Source organism: Corynebacterium fournieri (assembly GCF_030408775.1).
GTDB classification, from domain to species: Bacteria; Actinomycetota; Actinomycetes; order Mycobacteriales; family Mycobacteriaceae; genus Corynebacterium; species Corynebacterium fournieri.
In genome coordinates, this window is sequence record NZ_CP047210.1 from 2209727 (window position 1) to 2226398 (window position 16672).

Annotated in this window: 13 protein-coding genes and 1 pseudogene; 8 read left to right on the forward strand and 6 right to left on the reverse strand. The window is 65.3% G+C overall.

Going from position 1 to position 16672, the window contains the following annotated elements; all coding sequences use genetic code 11:
- Window positions 1-187 precede the first annotated feature (187 nt).
- Together fdxA and CFOUR_RS10535 are read left to right on the forward strand one after the other, a co-directional pair.
- Window positions 188-511, forward strand: a complete 324-nt coding sequence (gene fdxA / locus CFOUR_RS10530) for a ferredoxin (protein WP_085957615.1) — start codon at window positions 188-190, stop codon at window positions 509-511.
- Between the two features lie 120 nt (window positions 512-631).
- Window positions 632-841 (forward strand): annotated as a pseudogene (locus CFOUR_RS10535) (aa3-type cytochrome oxidase subunit I); the annotation flags it as partial.
- A 615-nt stretch (window positions 842-1456) separates the two neighbouring features.
- On the opposite strand, the gene CFOUR_RS10540 reads toward CFOUR_RS10535, so the two are convergent.
- From CFOUR_RS10540 to CFOUR_RS10550, 3 genes are all read right to left on the reverse strand, one after another.
- Window positions 1457-1723, reverse strand: a complete 267-nt coding sequence (locus CFOUR_RS10540) for a metal-sensitive transcriptional regulator (protein WP_070472106.1) — start codon at window positions 1721-1723, stop codon at window positions 1457-1459.
- 367 nt (window positions 1724-2090) lie between these two features.
- Entirely contained in the window at window positions 2091-4427 is a 2337-nt protein-coding gene (locus CFOUR_RS10545) for a heavy metal translocating P-type ATPase (protein ID WP_085957616.1), read from the reverse strand.
- Window positions 4428-4597: 170 nt separating this feature from the next.
- Window positions 4598-4807 carry a heavy-metal-associated domain-containing protein gene (locus tag CFOUR_RS10550; protein WP_034997583.1) on the reverse strand — a complete coding sequence of 70 codons (210 nt, stop codon included), beginning with the start codon at window positions 4805-4807 and terminating at the stop codon, window positions 4598-4600.
- A 284-nt stretch (window positions 4808-5091) separates the two neighbouring features.
- Between CFOUR_RS10550 and CFOUR_RS10555 the strand changes: the two genes are divergently transcribed.
- Window positions 5092-5418 (forward strand): heavy-metal-associated domain-containing protein, encoded by a 327-nt coding sequence (locus CFOUR_RS10555; protein WP_063936943.1) that lies wholly within the window; start codon window positions 5092-5094, stop codon window positions 5416-5418.
- A 145-nt stretch (window positions 5419-5563) separates the two neighbouring features.
- Here CFOUR_RS10555 and CFOUR_RS10560 read toward each other — a convergent pair whose 3' ends face one another.
- Window positions 5564-7117, reverse strand: a complete 1554-nt coding sequence (locus tag CFOUR_RS10560; protein ID WP_085957617.1) for an alanine/glycine:cation symporter family protein — start codon at window positions 7115-7117, stop codon at window positions 5564-5566.
- A gap of 186 nt (window positions 7118-7303) precedes the next feature.
- Between CFOUR_RS10560 and CFOUR_RS10565 the strand changes: the two genes are divergently transcribed.
- Window positions 7304-8761, forward strand: coding sequence for a YjiH family protein (locus CFOUR_RS10565; RefSeq protein ID WP_085957618.1), 1458 nt, complete (start codon window positions 7304-7306; stop codon window positions 8759-8761).
- A gap of 11 nt (window positions 8762-8772) precedes the next feature.
- On the opposite strand, the gene hutG is transcribed toward CFOUR_RS10565, so the two are convergent.
- Window positions 8773-9723, reverse strand: a complete 951-nt coding sequence (gene hutG, locus CFOUR_RS10570; protein WP_290179432.1) for a formimidoylglutamase — start codon at window positions 9721-9723, stop codon at window positions 8773-8775.
- A gap of 37 nt (window positions 9724-9760) precedes the next feature.
- On the opposite strand from hutG, the gene CFOUR_RS10575 reads away from it, so the two are divergent.
- The 4 genes from CFOUR_RS10575 to hutI all read left to right on the forward strand — a co-directional run bounded on the left by CFOUR_RS10575 (window position 9761) and on the right by hutI (window position 15341).
- Window positions 9761-10495 (forward strand): IclR family transcriptional regulator, encoded by a 735-nt coding sequence (locus tag CFOUR_RS10575; protein ID WP_085957621.1) that lies wholly within the window; start codon window positions 9761-9763, stop codon window positions 10493-10495.
- A 33-nt stretch (window positions 10496-10528) separates the two neighbouring features.
- Complete coding sequence (hutH, locus tag CFOUR_RS10580; protein ID WP_085957622.1) at window positions 10529-12070, forward strand: histidine ammonia-lyase; 1542 nt, start codon at window positions 10529-10531, stop codon at window positions 12068-12070.
- A 288-nt stretch (window positions 12071-12358) separates the two neighbouring features.
- Entirely contained in the window at window positions 12359-14050 is a 1692-nt protein-coding gene (hutU, locus tag CFOUR_RS10585) for a urocanate hydratase (protein WP_085957623.1), read from the forward strand.
- A gap of 100 nt (window positions 14051-14150) precedes the next feature.
- Window positions 14151-15341, forward strand: coding sequence for an imidazolonepropionase (gene hutI, locus CFOUR_RS10590; protein WP_085957624.1), 1191 nt, complete (start codon window positions 14151-14153; stop codon window positions 15339-15341).
- A 184-nt stretch (window positions 15342-15525) separates the two neighbouring features.
- Here the strand turns inward: hutI and CFOUR_RS10595 are convergent, their stop codons facing one another.
- Window positions 15526-16656 carry an ABC transporter ATP-binding protein gene (locus CFOUR_RS10595; RefSeq protein WP_085957625.1) on the reverse strand — a complete coding sequence of 377 codons (1131 nt, stop codon included), beginning with the start codon at window positions 16654-16656 and terminating at the stop codon, window positions 15526-15528.
- Window positions 16657-16672 lie beyond the last annotated feature (16 nt).

Sequence of the window (16672 nt, forward strand, 5' to 3'; positions counted from 1 at the left end):
CACCGGCCTCCTGTCGCTGATGTTTGTACCAGCATGCGACGGTGACCAGCTGACCGGTTCCACTATCCTTACCGCTACTGGCGGCGGGGGTAATCGAAGATATGTGCCCATTGGTGAAGGATCGGGGAGCTAGTAGGATGACAGTGAACCTATTTTCCACGTCTTTATCCGTAGTATCGGAGATCCGATGACCTACACAATCGCCCAGCCCTGCGTTGATGTCCTGGATCGAGCCTGCGTCGAAGAATGTCCCGTGGACTGCATTTACGAGGGCAAACGGATGCTCTACATCCACCCCGACGAGTGCGTCGACTGCGGTGCCTGCGAGCCCGTTTGCCCGGTTGAGGCCATCTTCTACGAAGACGATGTCCCAGACAAGTGGGTGGACTACATCGACGCTAACGCCGCCTTTTTCGACGACCTCGGTTCGCCAGGCGGTGCCGCCAGCCTGGGTCCGCAGGACTTCGACGTCCAGCTCGTTGCGGCGCTGCCGCCACAGAACCAGAACTAGGACCTGATAGGTGCTGTTGCAAACTCGCGTTTTCGACGAAAACGGCGGATCCGGTACCAGCGTTGTGCTGCACACTAACAAATAGTTAGTTATTTGGAATTCCTGTTTGCAACAGCACCCAACTCGCTGGAGTGGGCGACTAGTTGCCCGCCGCCGCGCCACAACTTCACCTCGCTACCGCGTATCTGCTCCGAGCGGCCTGCGTTCGAACTGCACTACCCGCACATGGTTGAACGCATGCGACGCGAGGGGCATGTCACCGCACGCGACGAACGTGCCGACACCACGCAGACCGGCGCCCCGGAGGACGACCATGCTGGCGTGAGGTAACGGGCGCTGAACGCACGAATGCAGAGACGGCCCCCACGGGGCAGGGGAGGCGCGCCTTCTGTCGGCGCAGTCTCGGAGGTCTGTGAGTGCCACTCCACTGGCTTCCTGAGCAGCGGCGCCGGCGGGGCCGATGGTGTTTCGCCGTCGGCTGCTGGGAGGGCGTCGCCGCGGTGATGTGCTTGTACGAGTGGTGGATCTTCCACAACGCCCACAGGGTTCATTAACCCCGCTATCGTCGGACAAACTCCGGACTTGCGTGCACACAGAGGGCTAGAGATACATCTAATCGCAGCGGTGCTGTTGTCCCTGATCCCGAAAACCCTGAAGTGCGCGCAGATCGTGGTTAGGATAGCGCTCGAGGTCATTGACCGTCGGCCGCCTTCAGGGCTGCGGCTCTCCCCCCAACTTTGCAACAGCACCGGTTGATGTTGCAGGTGGGGATGTGGTCAAGGTTGTTCAGTGGCGCGATCTTTTCGACCAGCAGCAACAGTGGCCATCAACCCGATCATGTCGCCGCCAGCAGCAGGACTCCGAAGCCTCCAGCCGGCAACAGGGGCGGTCAGAGTGGCCTGGCCGCCGTTCTCGACGGGGGTGTGGTGGTCGGGTCCCGGCCTGTCACCGGGCGAAACGGGCGATAGCGTCGGTGACTTCCTGGAACTTGGCGTCGGCCTCCTCTCCTCCTAACTTGGCGGCGTCACGGACGCAGTGTTTCATGTGGTCATCGAGTAGTCCCAGGGCAACGCTGCGTAGGGCAGCATTGACCGCGGAGATCTGGGTAAGGATGTCGATGCAGTACTGTTCCTCGTCGACCATGCTGTGCAGGCCCCGGGCCTGTCCCTCGATGCGCTTGAGGCGGGCGAGATAGCGATCCTTGTCGTTGATGTAGCCATGGGTGGTGTGACAGGTGTCGGCCCCACCCGAAGAGGAAACGGTCTGATCAGGGGTGCGAGTATCCACAATGGTCTCCTTGCTGAAAAAAAGGGGGCAGGTATGTCCTGAGTCAGTTGCGGGTCGATCAGGATGGAAAGCCCGAGGGTATGGAATGAGGCGTGAGAACCTCATGGTTCCCACGCCCTGTGGCGTTATTCGGATAAGTAGTCGGCAAATTGTCAGCCCGGAGGGGCCTGCCGGGTGGGGCCGGGGGAGAGGTCAGGAGCAGGTACTTGGGGACGGAGGTTTGAGTGTTATTGGAGGGACTCAGCCGCAGGAGGAGGATACGGGGTTCCTTACCGCTAGCAAAGGATGCGGATTAGGCGGTGACCGGCTGCCGCACGGAGGGGCGAGCGGGCTGCGGTGAGGAACTTGTGTTGTCGTGGGAGGACTTGAATCTACGCAGCGTGAGGGAGTTGGAGACCACGAACACCGAGGAGAAGCCCATCGCAATGCCCGCCAACCCCGGGTTGAGGAAACCGATCGCGGCGACCGGGATCAGCACGACGTTGTAGGCGAACGCCCAGAACAGGTTGCCCTTGATGGTGCCCAGCGTGCGACGTGACAGACGGATGGCATCGCCCGCGGAGCGCAGGTCGTTGTTCATTAAAGTGATATCGGAGGCCTCGATGGCGACATCCGTGCCCGCCCCCATGGCCAGACCCAGATCGGCCTGGGCCAGGGCGGCCGCGTCATTGACGCCGTCGCCGACCATGGCGACCTTCTTGCCCTCATGTTGTAGCTTCTCGATGACCGCGACCTTGTCCTGCGGCATGACCTCGGCACTCACATTGGCCGCATCGATGCCCACCTCTTGGGCGACGGCGGCCGCGGCCTTCGCGTTATCGCCGGTGAGCAGGTACGGCCTCAACCCCAGCCTGCGGAACTGGGCGACCGCTTCCGCTGAGGAGTCTTTGATGACATCGCGCACCACGACCACACCGGCGGGCTGGTCATCGACGTAGACAGCCACCGGGGTCGCGCCCTGCGACTGTGCGTGGTCGAAGGCGGTGGTGAGGTCACGGGGCAGCTGGCCGGCGGGGCGGCCGACGGTGACGACGTGACCCTTGACGGTGGCCGTGACGCCCCGGCCGGCGGTGCTGTCGAAGTCGGTGGCCTCCTGGATGTTCCCGGAGCGCTCGGCCTCGGTGACAATCGCCTTGGCGATGGGGTGCTCGGAGCCTGCTTCGACGGCCGCCGACAAGGCGAGGACCTCGTTGTTGGTGTAGCCGTCGGCGGCGTGGACGCCGGTGACCGACATGACCCCGGAGGTGACGGTGCCGGTCTTGTCCATGACGATGGTGTCGACCTGGCGGGTGGATTCAAGGACCTCCGGGCCCCTGATCAACAAGCCAAGCTGTGCGCCCCGGGAGGTGCCCACCAGCAGGGCGGTCGGGGTGGCCAGTCCCAGGGCGCATGGGCAAGCGATGATCAGCACCGCGACTGCGGCGGAAAAGGCCCAGTTCGCCCCGCTGCCGGCGGCGAGGTGGACGATCAGGGTGATGATGGAGACGACAATGACCGTCGGGACGAAGACCGAGGAAATCTTATCCACCAGGCGCTGGACCGGGGCTTTTTTCGCCTGGGCGTCAGTGACCAGCTTGGCCATCTGGGACAGCGTGGTCTCCGAACCTGTGCGGGTGACTTCGACCAGCAGTCGACCGGAGGTGTTGATCGTCGCGCCCGTGACCGGGGTGCCGGGGGCGGCCTCGACGGGAACGGACTCGCCGGTCAGCATCGACTCGTCGATGGCCGAGGTGCCCTCGATGACACGACCGTCGGTGGCGATCTTCTCACCCGGGCGGACGACGAAGACGTCACCGACTGTCAGCTGGGAGACCGGGACGCGGACTTCCTCACCGTCGCGGATCACCGCGGCGTCTTTCGCACCCATGTCCAGCAGGGACTTCAGCGCCGCGGAGGACTGGCCCTTGGCGCGGACCTCAAACCACCGGCCGAGCAACAGGAAGGTGATGACTACGGCGATGGTCTCGAGGTAGATGTGGTCCATGCCGTCATCGCGGGGCAGCAGGCTCATCTCCATGACCATGCCGGGGTGCCCGGCGTTGCCGAAAAACAAGGCCCACAGCGACCACAGATACGCAGCAGTAGTGCCCAGAGACACGAGTGTGTCCATCGTGGTCGAGCCGTGACGCAGGTTGGTTAAGGTCGCCCGGTGGAACGGGGCGCCACCGTAGAAGTAGATCAGGGTGGACATGACGAGTAGGGCCCACTGCCAATTCATGAACTGCAGGGACGGGATCATCGAGATCGCGACCACCGGAACGGAGAGGATCGTCGACCCGATCAGACGCGACTTCAGGTCTGTGGCCTCGGCCTCGCGGGCCTGTTCGTGGCGGTCACCGACCACCTCGGTGTCCTCCTCCGGGCCGCTGTCCACGGCGGAGGCGTGTTGATCCCCCATGGTGAACGCGTCGTATCCGGCACCCCGCACGGTTTCGATCAGCCGATCGGCGTCGACTTTGGTGGGGTCGTAACTGACGGAGGCGGATTCGGTGGCGAAGTTGACGGTGGCCTCCACGCCATCGAGCTTGTTGAGCTTGCGCTCCACCCGCCCTGAGCACGACGTACAGGTCATGCCGGTGACGCCCAGATCGACCTGGAATAGGTCAACCGACGGTTGAGTTTGAATCATCAGTGATCAGTCCTTCAGCAAACAGTGGTGAGGTGCATCTCCGAGGTCCCAAAAGGCCCGCCCACAGATGCACCGTCGGGGATATCGAACCGGCATGGCTGGGCCTGATGGGCATATCCAGCAGGGTTGGCCCGGCCGTGTCTACGTGAGGCGGGGACCGGGCCCAGGGATTAGGGCTTGACGGTGTAGCCGGCTGTCGTGACAGCGGCGACAACATCGTCGTCGGTGAAGTTTTCACCCGTGACGGTCACCTGCCCGGTATCCACGGTGGCCTCCACCATGGTCACACCGGCGACCTCGCCGATCTCCTCCTCCACGGAGGACTTGCAGTGTCCACAGGTCATGCCTTCGATGATGTACTTCTTTGTTACGGCGCTCATCAGATGATCCTTTCCTTGATGTCCTGAGGGGCAGAAGTGGAGGTGCCCCAACAACCTTCAACCTATACCCATGGGGGGTATCAGTCAAGGAGGTGCCCGGACCCGGTCGCGGAGCGGTGTTTGCCCTCCGCCTCCCGCTGTCCCCTCCCGACAGTGAGGAGGCTGCTCGGTGACCACACCCTGCCCCGCGTGAGGGCCGTGCCCTCCACCCCTTGAAAATGTACCCCCGGGGGGTATATGCTAACGAGCGTTACCGCATCCCAACGACCCATAGGAGCTTTCCCATGACCACCTCCCCGCCCCACCTCTTGCCGATGGCCTCCCACGGCTGCAGCTGTTGCGGACCCGCCTCACATGCCGACACCGCCTCCACCCCTGCCGCCAGCGACTCGTCAGCAGGAGGATCCTCCCCTAGCTACCAGGTCACCGGCCTGACCTGCGGGCACTGCGTGAAAAGCGTGACCCAGGCCCTTCAGGCCCTCCCCCAGGTCGACGACGTCCAGATTGATCTCGCCGCTGGTGGTGTTTCCACCGTCACGGTCACCGGTGCCGTACCTCCGGAGATGGTTCGCCGGGCCATCGAAGAGGCCGGCTACACCGTCTTATCCTGATCAGTTTTACCCATCATCTCGACCCCGACCGGGTTGATGCGGAAGGAACCTCATGAGCACTCCCCACCATTCCGGAGATCACCATAGTGATCACCCCGCCCCGGAAAACAGACCACACCCGCCTAGGTAGCCGGTTTGATTACGGCTAGTTGTTGCGGGTCGTCGTGACAACCTTGCCCTCAACGCCCGGCCAAGTGCCAGCCTCGATCATGCGGTTCTTGCGCTCGACCCAGAAGTCGGCGTTCTTAATGCCCAGCGCCTCGGGGTCGAAGTGCGGGTCGATGCCAGCCTTCTTCTGGCGGCGGTAATCCCACAGGCACTTCAGCGCCGGGACCTGCAGGAAGAGAATCGCCACGATGTTGAGCCACGCGGTCGCGCCGACGCCGATGTCGCCGAGCGCCCAGGCGGTGCCCGGGGTGGTGGTCGCACCGATGAAGACAGCCACGAGGATCAGGGCGCGCAGGACCCAAATAATGGCCTTACGTGCACCTTCGTTCTTCACCCAGCGGTTCAGGTAGGTGAAGTTGGTCTCTGCCATGTAGTAGTACGCCAGCACGGTGGTGAAGGCGAAGAACATGATCGCCAGGGCGATAAACGACGGGCCCAGGCCGGCGGAGAAGGAGTTCAGGGCTTCTTGGACGAAGCCGGGGCCGACAGGAATGCCGTCGGCAAGCGAGCCCTCGTAGATCAACGCACCGTCTTCGGACTGGCCCTCGAAGACCTTGTACATGTCGGTGGAGATGATGATGAAGGCGGTGGCGGAGCAGACGAACAGGGTGTCAATGTAGACGGCGAACGCCTGGACGAAGCCCTGCTTGGCCGGGTGGGAGACCTCGGCTGCTGCTGCAGACTGCGGGCCGGTGCCCTGGCCGGCCTCGTTGGAGTAAATGCCGCGCTTGACGCCCCACATGATGGCGGCGCCGAGCATGCCGGAGAACGCGGCTTCCTTGTCAAAGGCGGCGCGGACGATGGTGCCGAAGACCTCGGGAATCTGGGAAGCGTTGGCGAACAGCACCACGATGGCAATGATGATGTAGATGCCGGCCATGAACGGCACAACCATGGAGGCGAAGTTCGCAATGCGCTTGACACCGCCGATGATGATGAACGCGAGCAGCACGGTCATGATGGTGGCGGAGACCCAGATGTTGATGCCCCATGCATTATCGACGGCCGCAGCCACGCCGTTGGCCTGAATACCCGGCAGGAAGTAGGACGTGGCCAGCAGCATGCACACCGCGAAGATGATGGCGTAGACCAGCATGAACGGGGCCGCGGAGGTGTGCTTGTACGCCTTTTCGATGTAGTAGGCGGGGCCGCCGCGGTACTCGCCGGTGTCGCGGTCCGTCTCCTTGTAAATCTGCGCCAGGCAGCACTCGATGAAGGAGGTGGCGGAGCCGAGCAGGGCCACCAGCCACATCCAGAACACCGCACCGGGGCCGCCGAAAGCGATCGCGGTGGCCACACCGGCGATGTTGCCCACGCCGACGCGGCCGGCCAGGGAGATCATCAGCGATTGGAACGAAGAAATGCCCTGCTCAGAGCTTTCGCCTGACTTCAGTTGCCTGATCATGTCGGGCAGGCAGCGGATCTGCAAGAACAGGGTGACGAGGGTGAAGTACGCGCCTGCGCCGAGACACAAAAAGACAAGCCAATTGGACCAAATGACGCCGTTGACGGTGTCGATGAAACCTTCCACGGGAGTCTCCTTACGTGGGAGTGCAGTGGGACGTTGCAGGAAAAACGTGCAAGTAACTAAGGAACATAGGCCACCCAACTGTGCTTCGCGTCACGTTTCGTGTAAAAATTATCCCCCAGCACCGAAAAAAATGTCCTGTCACCCAGCTAACGCCCCGGGTGGCGGCACGAATCTGGAAGGACTCAGATGGAAACAACCGACCCGCAGCCGCACTCGCGGCGCCGGTTCTCACCTGCTTGGCCGGTCAAGGATTTGCCGGCCGGTTCGAGCGTGCTCGTAGATGAGCTGGACAACCCGGCGTTCGGCGACGGTGCCGACCCCACCGTCGGCGCCGCCGGTGAGTCGGACCCGAAGGCGAAGGGCGTGTGGCGCTTCTTCGTCTACTCCGCCATCGGCATCTTCGCCTTCTTCGTCCCGTTTTCCATCAACGGCTCAAAGTCCACGATCCTGCTGGACCACATCGTCACCTGGATCACCACCACGCTCGGGGAAGGCACCCGCTTCCTGGCGCTGTTCGCCATCATCGCGGGCACGGTCTACCAGTTCGTCTCCGGACGCTGGAAGGAGGACTACGCACGTATGGCGTTCGCCGCGCTGTCGGTGCTGGCCATCGTCTTGTGCGCGATGCTCACTTTCGGCTTCGGCCCGGCGTGGCTGTTCAATCCGGACATCGGCCCGTTCATCCTGGACAAGCTGGTCATCTCCGTCGGCCTGCTCATCCCGGTCGGCGCGATCTTCCTCGGTCTCTTGGTCGGCTTCGGCCTGATGGAGTTCATCGGCGTGCTGGTGCAGCCGATTATGCGCCCGGTGTTCCACACCCCGGGCAAGTCCGCGGTGGATGCGGTGGCGTCGTTTTTGGGTTCGTACTCGCTCGGCCTGCTTATCACGGACCGCATGTACAAAAACGGCAGCTACAACGGCCGTGAGGCGGCGATTGTCGCGTCGGGCTTTTCCACTGTGTCCGCGACGTTCATGGTGATCGTGGCCAAGACGTTGGACATGATGGAGCACTGGACGGCGTACTTCTTCATCACCTTCATCATCACGTTCATCGTCACCGCGATCACGGTGCGCATCCCCCCGACGTCGCGCATCCCCGAGGACTACTACCCGGGCGCCACCCCGCACCCGGAAAAGGAGATCACGGGCAACCGTTTCAAGGCGGCGTGGCGCGAGGCGAAGCTGGAGCTCAACCGCGCCGAGTCCTTGGGCAAGGTGCTGTGGGCGAACTTCCGCGACGGGTTGATCATGGCTGTGCAGGTCACCCCGGGCATCATGGCCGTGGGCACGATCGGCCTGGTGCTGGCCACCTACACCCCGGTGTTCAAGGTGCTCGGAGTGGCGTTCTACCCGCTGGTGTGGGCACTGCAGCTGCCGGATCCGTGGGCGACCTCGGGCGCGCTGGCGTCGGGCCTGGCGGAGATGTTCCTGCCGGCCACGCTTTCCGCGGGTTCGGACGACATGGTGCTGAAGTTCACCGTCGCCGTGGTCTGCGTGAGCCAGATCTTCTTCTTCTCGGCGATGGTGCCGGCGGTGCTGGCCACCGACATTCCGCTGAGCATCTGGAAGATGGTGCAGATCTGGTTCATCCGCGTGGTGCTCACCGTGCTGATCACGGTGCCGGTGGCGCACCTGATCTTCTAGAAAGCAGCTGCTTATCGACGCAGCTTCGCACCCACCACCGCATCGTCAACGAGCCGCGCGGCGGCCTTGGCGGTGCGGTTATCTACGTCGAAGTCGGGGTTGAGCTCGACCACGTCCAGCAGCGCCACACGCCCGGTGGCCGCCACCGCGGCGACCATGGCACGCAGCGTGGCGTACTCCACGCCGAAGCCGGCGGGGGCGGACACGCCCGGAGCCACGGCGGCAGGCAGGACGTCCAGGTCGATGGAGAGGTGGATGGGCAGGTCGCCCTCCACTGCGGCCAGGGCGCGCTCGGCGGCCTCGCGCACGGTCATTTCCGCCAACTCGGTGTCGAGCACGGTGGTCACGCCAAGCTCGGCAGCGGTGTCGAACAGCACCTTGGTGTTGTTGGGCTTGGAAATGCCGAATACGGAGTAGTCGAAGTCGTCGCCGACCAGGCCCGCGATCTGCCGGAAGGGGGTGCCGGAGGTGGGGCGGGTGGCGGAGCGCAGGTCGAAGTGGGCGTCGAAGTTGATCACCTGCATCGGGCCGATGGCTTCGTAGGCGCCTCGGTGGGTGGCAAAGGAGGTTTCATGCCCGCCGCCGAGCACGACGGTCATGCCTTCAGCGCCCTGGGCGCCGACGAGGTCGCGCACCCGGTCGGACAGCTCGCGCTGGGAGCCTTCGAGGTCGTCGTTTTGGGTGGTGACGGTACCGGCGTCGATAAGCGTGCTTGCCTCGTGCACCGCGAGCGAGCCGAGTGCGGCGCGCAACGCCTCCGGACCCTTCGCCGCGCCCTGGCGGCCGCCGTTGCGCTCGACGCCCTCGTCGGAGGCGTAACCGATCAGGTGCACCGCCCCTTCGGTCGGCGCGGCGGCGGTGTCCACGACGCTGTGCCAGCGCGCGTGCTCGGGGCCAGGGCCGTCGTCGCGGCCGGACCAGTCGGATGCGGGGGTGAAAAGATCAGCGGTAACGGTATTCATGCGTTCCGAGCCTAGCGCCGCAGGCATACTAAGGGCGATGAATAAGCCCCAGGTCCCCGCCGCGCACAACGTCCTGCGCATCCTGGCGCTGTTGTCCACCACGGACGCGCCGATTTCCGCCACCCGCATCCAGCGCGAGTTATCTCTGCCGCGGTCCACCACCTACCACCTGCTGCGCGAGCTGGAAGATTCCGGGTTTGTTGTGCACCTGCACAAGCCGAGCACGTACGGGTTGGGGCTCGCTTCCTACCGGATGGCGCAGGCCTACACCACGCAGCAGCCGCTGGTGCGCTTGGCTACGAAGCCGCTGGCGCGCATCGCCCAGCTCGCGGGCGGTTCGGCGCACTTGACGCGCCTGGCGGGCTCGGAGATTGTGTACCTGCACGAGGTTCGCGCTCCCGGCGCGGTATCGCTGGTCACTGAGGTGGGGGTGCGCCTGCCGTCGCTGCTGACCGCTTCGGGGCGCATCATGCTGGCGCATCTGCCGGAGGCGGAGCTGCGCGCGGCCTATAGCTCCTCGGGCGAGCGCCGCCGCTACAGCGAGGTCAAGCAGGAGCTTTCTGCCTATCGACGCCAAGGGTTCGCCACCGAGCGCGAAGCCATCTCCCGAGGCCAGGAGTCCGTGGCGGTTGCGGTGCTCGACCACGTGGCTCGCCCCGCAGCGGCGCTGGCGGTGACGTTTCCCGTTGGCAGCGCGGACACGCAGCTCCTGGTCACAGCGTTGGCGGAGGCGGCGTCTGGGCTACGAGAACAATTCTTCGGAAATGTGTGATGGAGGCCACGAAGGTGGCCTAATATCGCGCTCATGACACAAACAGTTGCTGTAGGAATTGGGGCCCTGTCCGTGGAGAACGTTGTGGCCGTCGCCCGCCACGGCGCCGAGGTCGCCATCGACCCGGCCGCGTTGGAAGAAATCGCCGCCACCCGTCAGCGAGTGGAGGAACTCGCCGCAGACCCCACCCCGGTCTACGGCGTGTCCACGGGCTTCGGCGCCCTGGCTACCAAGCACATCCCGGAAGACATGCGCGCCCAGCTGCAGGTCTCGCTTGTGCGCTCCCACGCCGCAGGCTCCGGCCCGGAGGTGGAAGACGAGGTCATCCGCGCCCTGATGCTGCTGCGCCTGTCCACCCTGTGCACCGGCCGCACCGGCGTGCGCCCGGTGGTGGCAGAAACGTACGCGGCGGCCCTCAACGCCGGCATCACCCCGGTGGTTCGCGAGTACGGTTCGCTGGGCTGCTCCGGCGACCTCGCGCCCCTGGCACACTGCGCGCTGGCGCTGCTCGGCGAGGGCGAGGTCCGCGTCCGCGGCGGTGAGATCGTCCCGGCCGCCGAAGCGTTGGCCGAGGCTGGCATCGAACCGCTCGTGCTGCGCGAGAAGGAAGGCCTGGCGCTAATCAACGGCACCGACGGCATGCTCGGCATGCTGTGCCTGGCCATCGCCGACCTGCGCGAGGCAGCCAAAGTCTCCGACATCGCCACCGCCATGAGCGTGGAGGGCCTCAACGGCACCCTGTCCGTCTTCGACGACGACCTGCAGCAGCTGCGCCCCCACCCGGGCCAGGCCGACTCCGCCTACAACATCCGCACCGTCGCAGCTAACTCGCCGATCCTCGCCGCCGCGCTCGAGGGGTTCAAGGCCAACGACGTCCAAGACGCCTACTCCATCCGCTGCACCCCGCAGGTCGCCGGCGGGTTCCGCGACACCCTCGACCACGTCACCACCGTGGCCAACCGTGAGCTTGCCGCCGCCAACGACAACCCAGTGGTGGCCAAGGACGGCCGGGTGGCCTCCAACGGCAACTTTCACGGCGCGCCCGTGGCCTACGTGCTGGACTTTTTGGCCATTGTGGTGGCGGACTTGGCGTCGATAAGCGAGCGCCGCTCCGACCGCTTCCTCGACCCCGCACGCAACCGCGGCCTCAACGCCTTCCTTGCGGACGACCCCGGCGTGGACTCCGGCCACATGATCGCCCAGTACACCCAGGCAGGCATCGTCGGCGAGCTCAAGCGCAACGCGGTGCCCGCTTCCGCGGATTCCATCCCCTCGTCGGCGATGCAGGAAGACCACGTCTCCATGGGCTGGTCCGCCGGGCGCAAGCTGCGCCGCAGCATCGACGGGCTGCAGCGCGTGCTCGCCGTGGAGATCCTCACCGCCGCGCGCGCCCTGGACATGCGCGAAGGCAATCCGTCCGCCGGAACCGGCGCGGCGGTGTCTGCCCTGCGCACGCGCGTGGCAGGTCCCAGCACCGACCGCTTCCTCGCCCCCGAGATCGAGCAGTCCGTGCAGCTGGTCAAGGGCGGCGACTACGTCGGGGCGGTGGAGGCCGTGGTAGGCCAGCTGCGGTAGGAGATCCCGAGACCGCCTTCCAGCCTCGCCCCCTTCCCAACACACCCTGGGAGCCAGGCCCTGGGAATGGCCGAATTTGGCGCGTTCCCAGGGTCCGCTGCCCAGGGTGCGCTCCAAACCCGGGCATGCTCCAGGTTGCTCCCGAAGGAATTGAGCGCAGCCACAAGCGCCCCGCAAGAATGTCTCGTATACGAGACAGCCAATCACGGAACACTCTTTCTCAAACGTGTGACGGGCGTTACTGTCTACCCGTTAGCACGATTGGGCAACAAGAGAAAGGATTCCCACATGGCGAAGAACTGGTCCGAGGGCGCACGCGAGGTCCGCTCCCCGCGCGGCACGGAGATCTCCGCGAAGTCTTGGCAGACCGAGGCTCCGCTGCGCATGCTGCAGAACAACCTCGACCCGGAGGTTGCGGAGCGCCCCGATGACCTCGTCGTCTACGGCGGCACCGGCCGCGCCGCTCGTAGCTGGGAGGCGTTCGACGCGATTGTGGAGACCCTGAAGGACCTCGAATCCGACGAGACCCTGCTGGTCCAGTCTGGCAAGCCGGTGGGCGTGTGGAAGACCAACGAGTGGGCGCCGCGCGTGCTCATCGCCAACTCCAACCTGGTCGGCGACTGGGCGAACTGGGAGCACTTCCGCAAGCTCGAGGACGAGGGTCTGATGATGTACGGCCAGATGACGGCCGGCTCCTGGATCTACATCGCCACCCAGGGCATCCTGCAGGGCACCTACGAGACCTTCGCGGCCGTTGCCAAGAAGCGTTTCGACGGCACGCTGGCCGGCACCCTGACCCTGACCGGCGGCTGCGGCGGCATGGGCGGCGCACAGCCGCTGTCCGTCACCCTGAACGGCGGCGCCTGCCTGATCGTGGATGTGGATGAGGCCCGCCTGAAGCGCCGCCAGTCCAAGCGCTACCTCGACGAGGTCACCACCGACCTCGAGGAAGCGATCAAGCTGGTCACCGAGGCGAAGGACGAGAAGCGCGCGCTGTCCGTGGGCCTTGTGGGCAACGCCGCGGAGATCTTCCCGGAGATGCTGCGCCGCCACCGCGCGGGCGAGTTCACCGTCGACATCGTCACCGACCAGACCTCCGCACACGATCCGCTGTCCTACCTGCCGTCTGAGATCCCGTTCGAGGACTGGAACAACGAGGCAGATTCGGACCCGACCACCTTCACCAAGAAGTCCCGCGAGTCCATGGCCGCCCAGGTGCAGGCCATGGTCGAGTTCCAGGACGAGGGCGCCGAGGTGTTCGACTACGGCAACTCCATCCGCGACGAGGCCCGCAAGGCCGGCTACAACCGCGCCTTCGAGTTCCCGGGCTTCGTCCCGGCCTACATCCGCCCGCTGTTCTGTGAGGGCCTCGGCCCCTTCCGCTGGGTTGCCCTTTCCGGCGACCCGGAGGACATCAAGGTCACCGACCAGGCCATCAAGGAAGCCTTCCCGGACAACGAGCACCTGCACCGCTGGCTGGACGCCGCCGAGGAGTACGTCGAGTTCGAGGGCCTGCCGGCGCGTATCTGCTGGCTGGGCTACGGCGAGCGCGCCAAGGCCGGCGTGATCTTCAACAACCTGGTCAAGGAGGGCAAGGTCAAGGCCCCGATCGTCATCGGCCGCGACCACCTGGATTCCGGCTCCGTGGCGTCGCCGTACCGCGAGACCGAGTCCATGCTCGACGGCACCGACGCCGTTGCGGACTGGCCGCTGCTCAACGCCATGACCGCCGTTTCCGGCGGCGCCACCTGGGTGTCCATCCACCACGGCGGCGGCGTGGGCATGGGCCGTTCCATCCACACCGGCCAGGTCACCGTGGCTGACGGCACCGAGCTCGCCGAGGCGAAGCTCAAGGCCGTGCTCACCAACGACCCGGGCATGGGTGTGATCCGCCACGTCGACGCCGGCTACACCCGCGCAAACGAGGTGGCCGAGGAGCGCGGCGTGCGCATCCCGATGGAGTTCAAGGCACGCGACTAACCCATCCGCCACAGCGCTGGCACCGCCTTTTCGCAGGCGGCGTCAGCGCTGTCGCATTTCGTTACCCTGGGCCCTGCAAAACACCCGAAGAAAGGCACCTATGAGCACCTTCATCACCGGTATTTCCGAGCTGCGCACCGTCTCCGAGCTCGGCACCATCAAAGACGCGGCATTGCTGATCAACGATGGCGTGATCGCCTGGGTCGGTCCCGCCGACCAGGCGCCCGAGGAGGCGAAGCAGGCGGAAACTGTAGACGTCGACAAGCGTGCTGTACTGCCTGGCTGGGTGGACTCGCACACCCACATGGTCTTCGACGGCAACCGCGCCGAGGAATTCGAAGCGCGCATGGCCGGCGAGTCCTACGCCGCTGGCGGCATCGCCGTGACCATGGAAGCGACCCGCTCTGCCGGCGAGGAGCGCCTGGACAAACTGGTCGCAGAACGCGTCTCCGCAGGCCACGCGCTGGGCACCACCACCTTCGAAACCAAGACCGGCTACGGCCTCAACGTCGAATCCGAGGCAGAGGCCGCGCGTGTGGCCTCCCGCCACGTGGACGAGGTCACCTTCCTCGGCGCCCACCTCGTGCCGCCGGAGGCAGACGCAGAGGAATACGTCGAGCAGGTCGTCGGCCCGATGCTCGACGCGGTGAAGGACCACGTGCAGTGGATCGACGTGTTCTGCGAGCGCGGCGCGTTCAACGAGGAGCAGTCCCGCCGCGTCCTCGAGGCCGGCAAGAAGGCCGGGCTCGGTGTGCGCGTGCACGGCAACCAGCTCGGCGAAGGCCCGGGCGTGAAGCTCGCCGTGGAGATGGGCGCGGCCAGCGTGGACCACGTGAACTACCTGTCGGACGAGGACATCAAGCTGCTCGCCGACTCCGACACCGTGGCCACGCTGCTGCCCGCCTGCGACCTGTCCACCCGCGAGGAGCTCGCCCCCGGCCGCAAGCTCATCGACGCCGGCGCGACCGTGGCCATCGCCTCCAACCTCAACCCGGGCACGAGCTTTACCTCCTCGATGAACTTCTGCGTCACCACCGCAGTGCTGCAGCAGCGCCTCACCCTCGACGAGGCCATCGAGGCCGCAACCACTGGCGGAGCCAAAGCCTTGCGACGCCACAATGTCGGCAACGGCAAGGACCCCCAAGGCCGCCCCGCGAAGGGCACCCTCGTCCCCGGCGCGGCAGCCGACCTGCACATCCTCGACGCGGAAAACGCCATCAACCTGGCGTACCGCCCGGGCATGCCGATTACCTGGCAGACCTGGGTGGCGGGCGAGAAGGTCTACGGCTAGGGGCCGCCCAGCGCGCCCTCCCTTGCCGATGGGCGCTCCCCCTTTGCCCGTGGGCGCCCTCCCGCCCCCTCACCCGCGAAACCGGCTAGCAAGAACCGGCTACCCGTTGAAAAACCAACGGGTAGCCGGTTCCTAGTAGCCGGATCCAGCGCGGGACGCCAGGGTGCCGGGCTCAGGGGCAGGGTCAGAGGTAGTCGTAATTGATCTCTGTCTCGGGGTCGAAGAAGACAACCCCGCCTTCCATCGGCCGCAGGTAGATGGTGTCACCCTGGTCGACCTCGATACCGCGTGGGACTTTCACCGTGATGCGGTCGCCGCGCACGGCGATGACGTCGTCAGCGCTCTCCTGCCGGTGGCCGTAGACGTACAGCTCCGAGCCGAGGTGCTCCACGATGTCCACCTGCACGGGCAGTCCGTAGTGCTCCCCGGGCTGGTTCACGCCGACGATCTCCCAGTTTTCGGGTCGCACGCCGACAATCACGCGCTCGGAATCAACCTTCGCCGCCAACTCGCGGGGGATGTAGTAGTCCAGCGCGTGGCCCTTGCCGCCGACGACGTGCCCGTCGATGAACGGCACGTTTTCGATCAACGTCATGGCGGGCGAGCCGATGAAGGTAGCCACAAAGGTGTTGCCGGGGTTGTTGTACAGGTTCGTCGGGGTGTCCACCTGCTGGAGGATGCCCTTTTTCAGCACGCAGACGCGGTCGCCCATCGTCATTGCCTCAGTCTGGTCGTGGGTGACGTAAACCGTGGTCGTGCCGAGCCTGCGCTGCAACTGGAGGATCTGCGCGCGGGTGGACACGCGCAGCTTCGCGTCGAGGTTGGACAGCGGCTCGTCCATGAGGAACACCTTGGGCTGGCGCACGATCGCGCGTCCCATGGCCACGCGTTGCCGTTGGCCGCCCGACATTGCTGCCGGCTTCTTGTCGATGAGGTCTTCAAGCTCCAGCATCTTTGCCGCGAAGTCCACGCGCTCCGCGATGGTTGCCTTATCCACCTTGGCGTTTTCCAGCGCGAACGCCATGTTCTGGCGCGCAGTCATGTTCGGGTACAGCGCGTACGACTGAAACACCATGGCAACGTCGCGGTCACGCGGACGCGTTTCCGTTACGTCCTTGCCGTCGATGAAGACCTGCCCTTCATCAACCGGCTCCAGTCCTGCGAGCATGCGCAAGGTCGTGGACTTTCCGCAGCCGGACGGTCCGACGAGGACCAGGAATTCGCCGTCGGCGATGTCCAGGCTCACGCGGCTGACTGCGGGAGGGCGTGACGGGTCGTAGATACGGGACGCTTGGCGGAACTCAACGGTTGCCATGTGCGGCTCCTTCGTG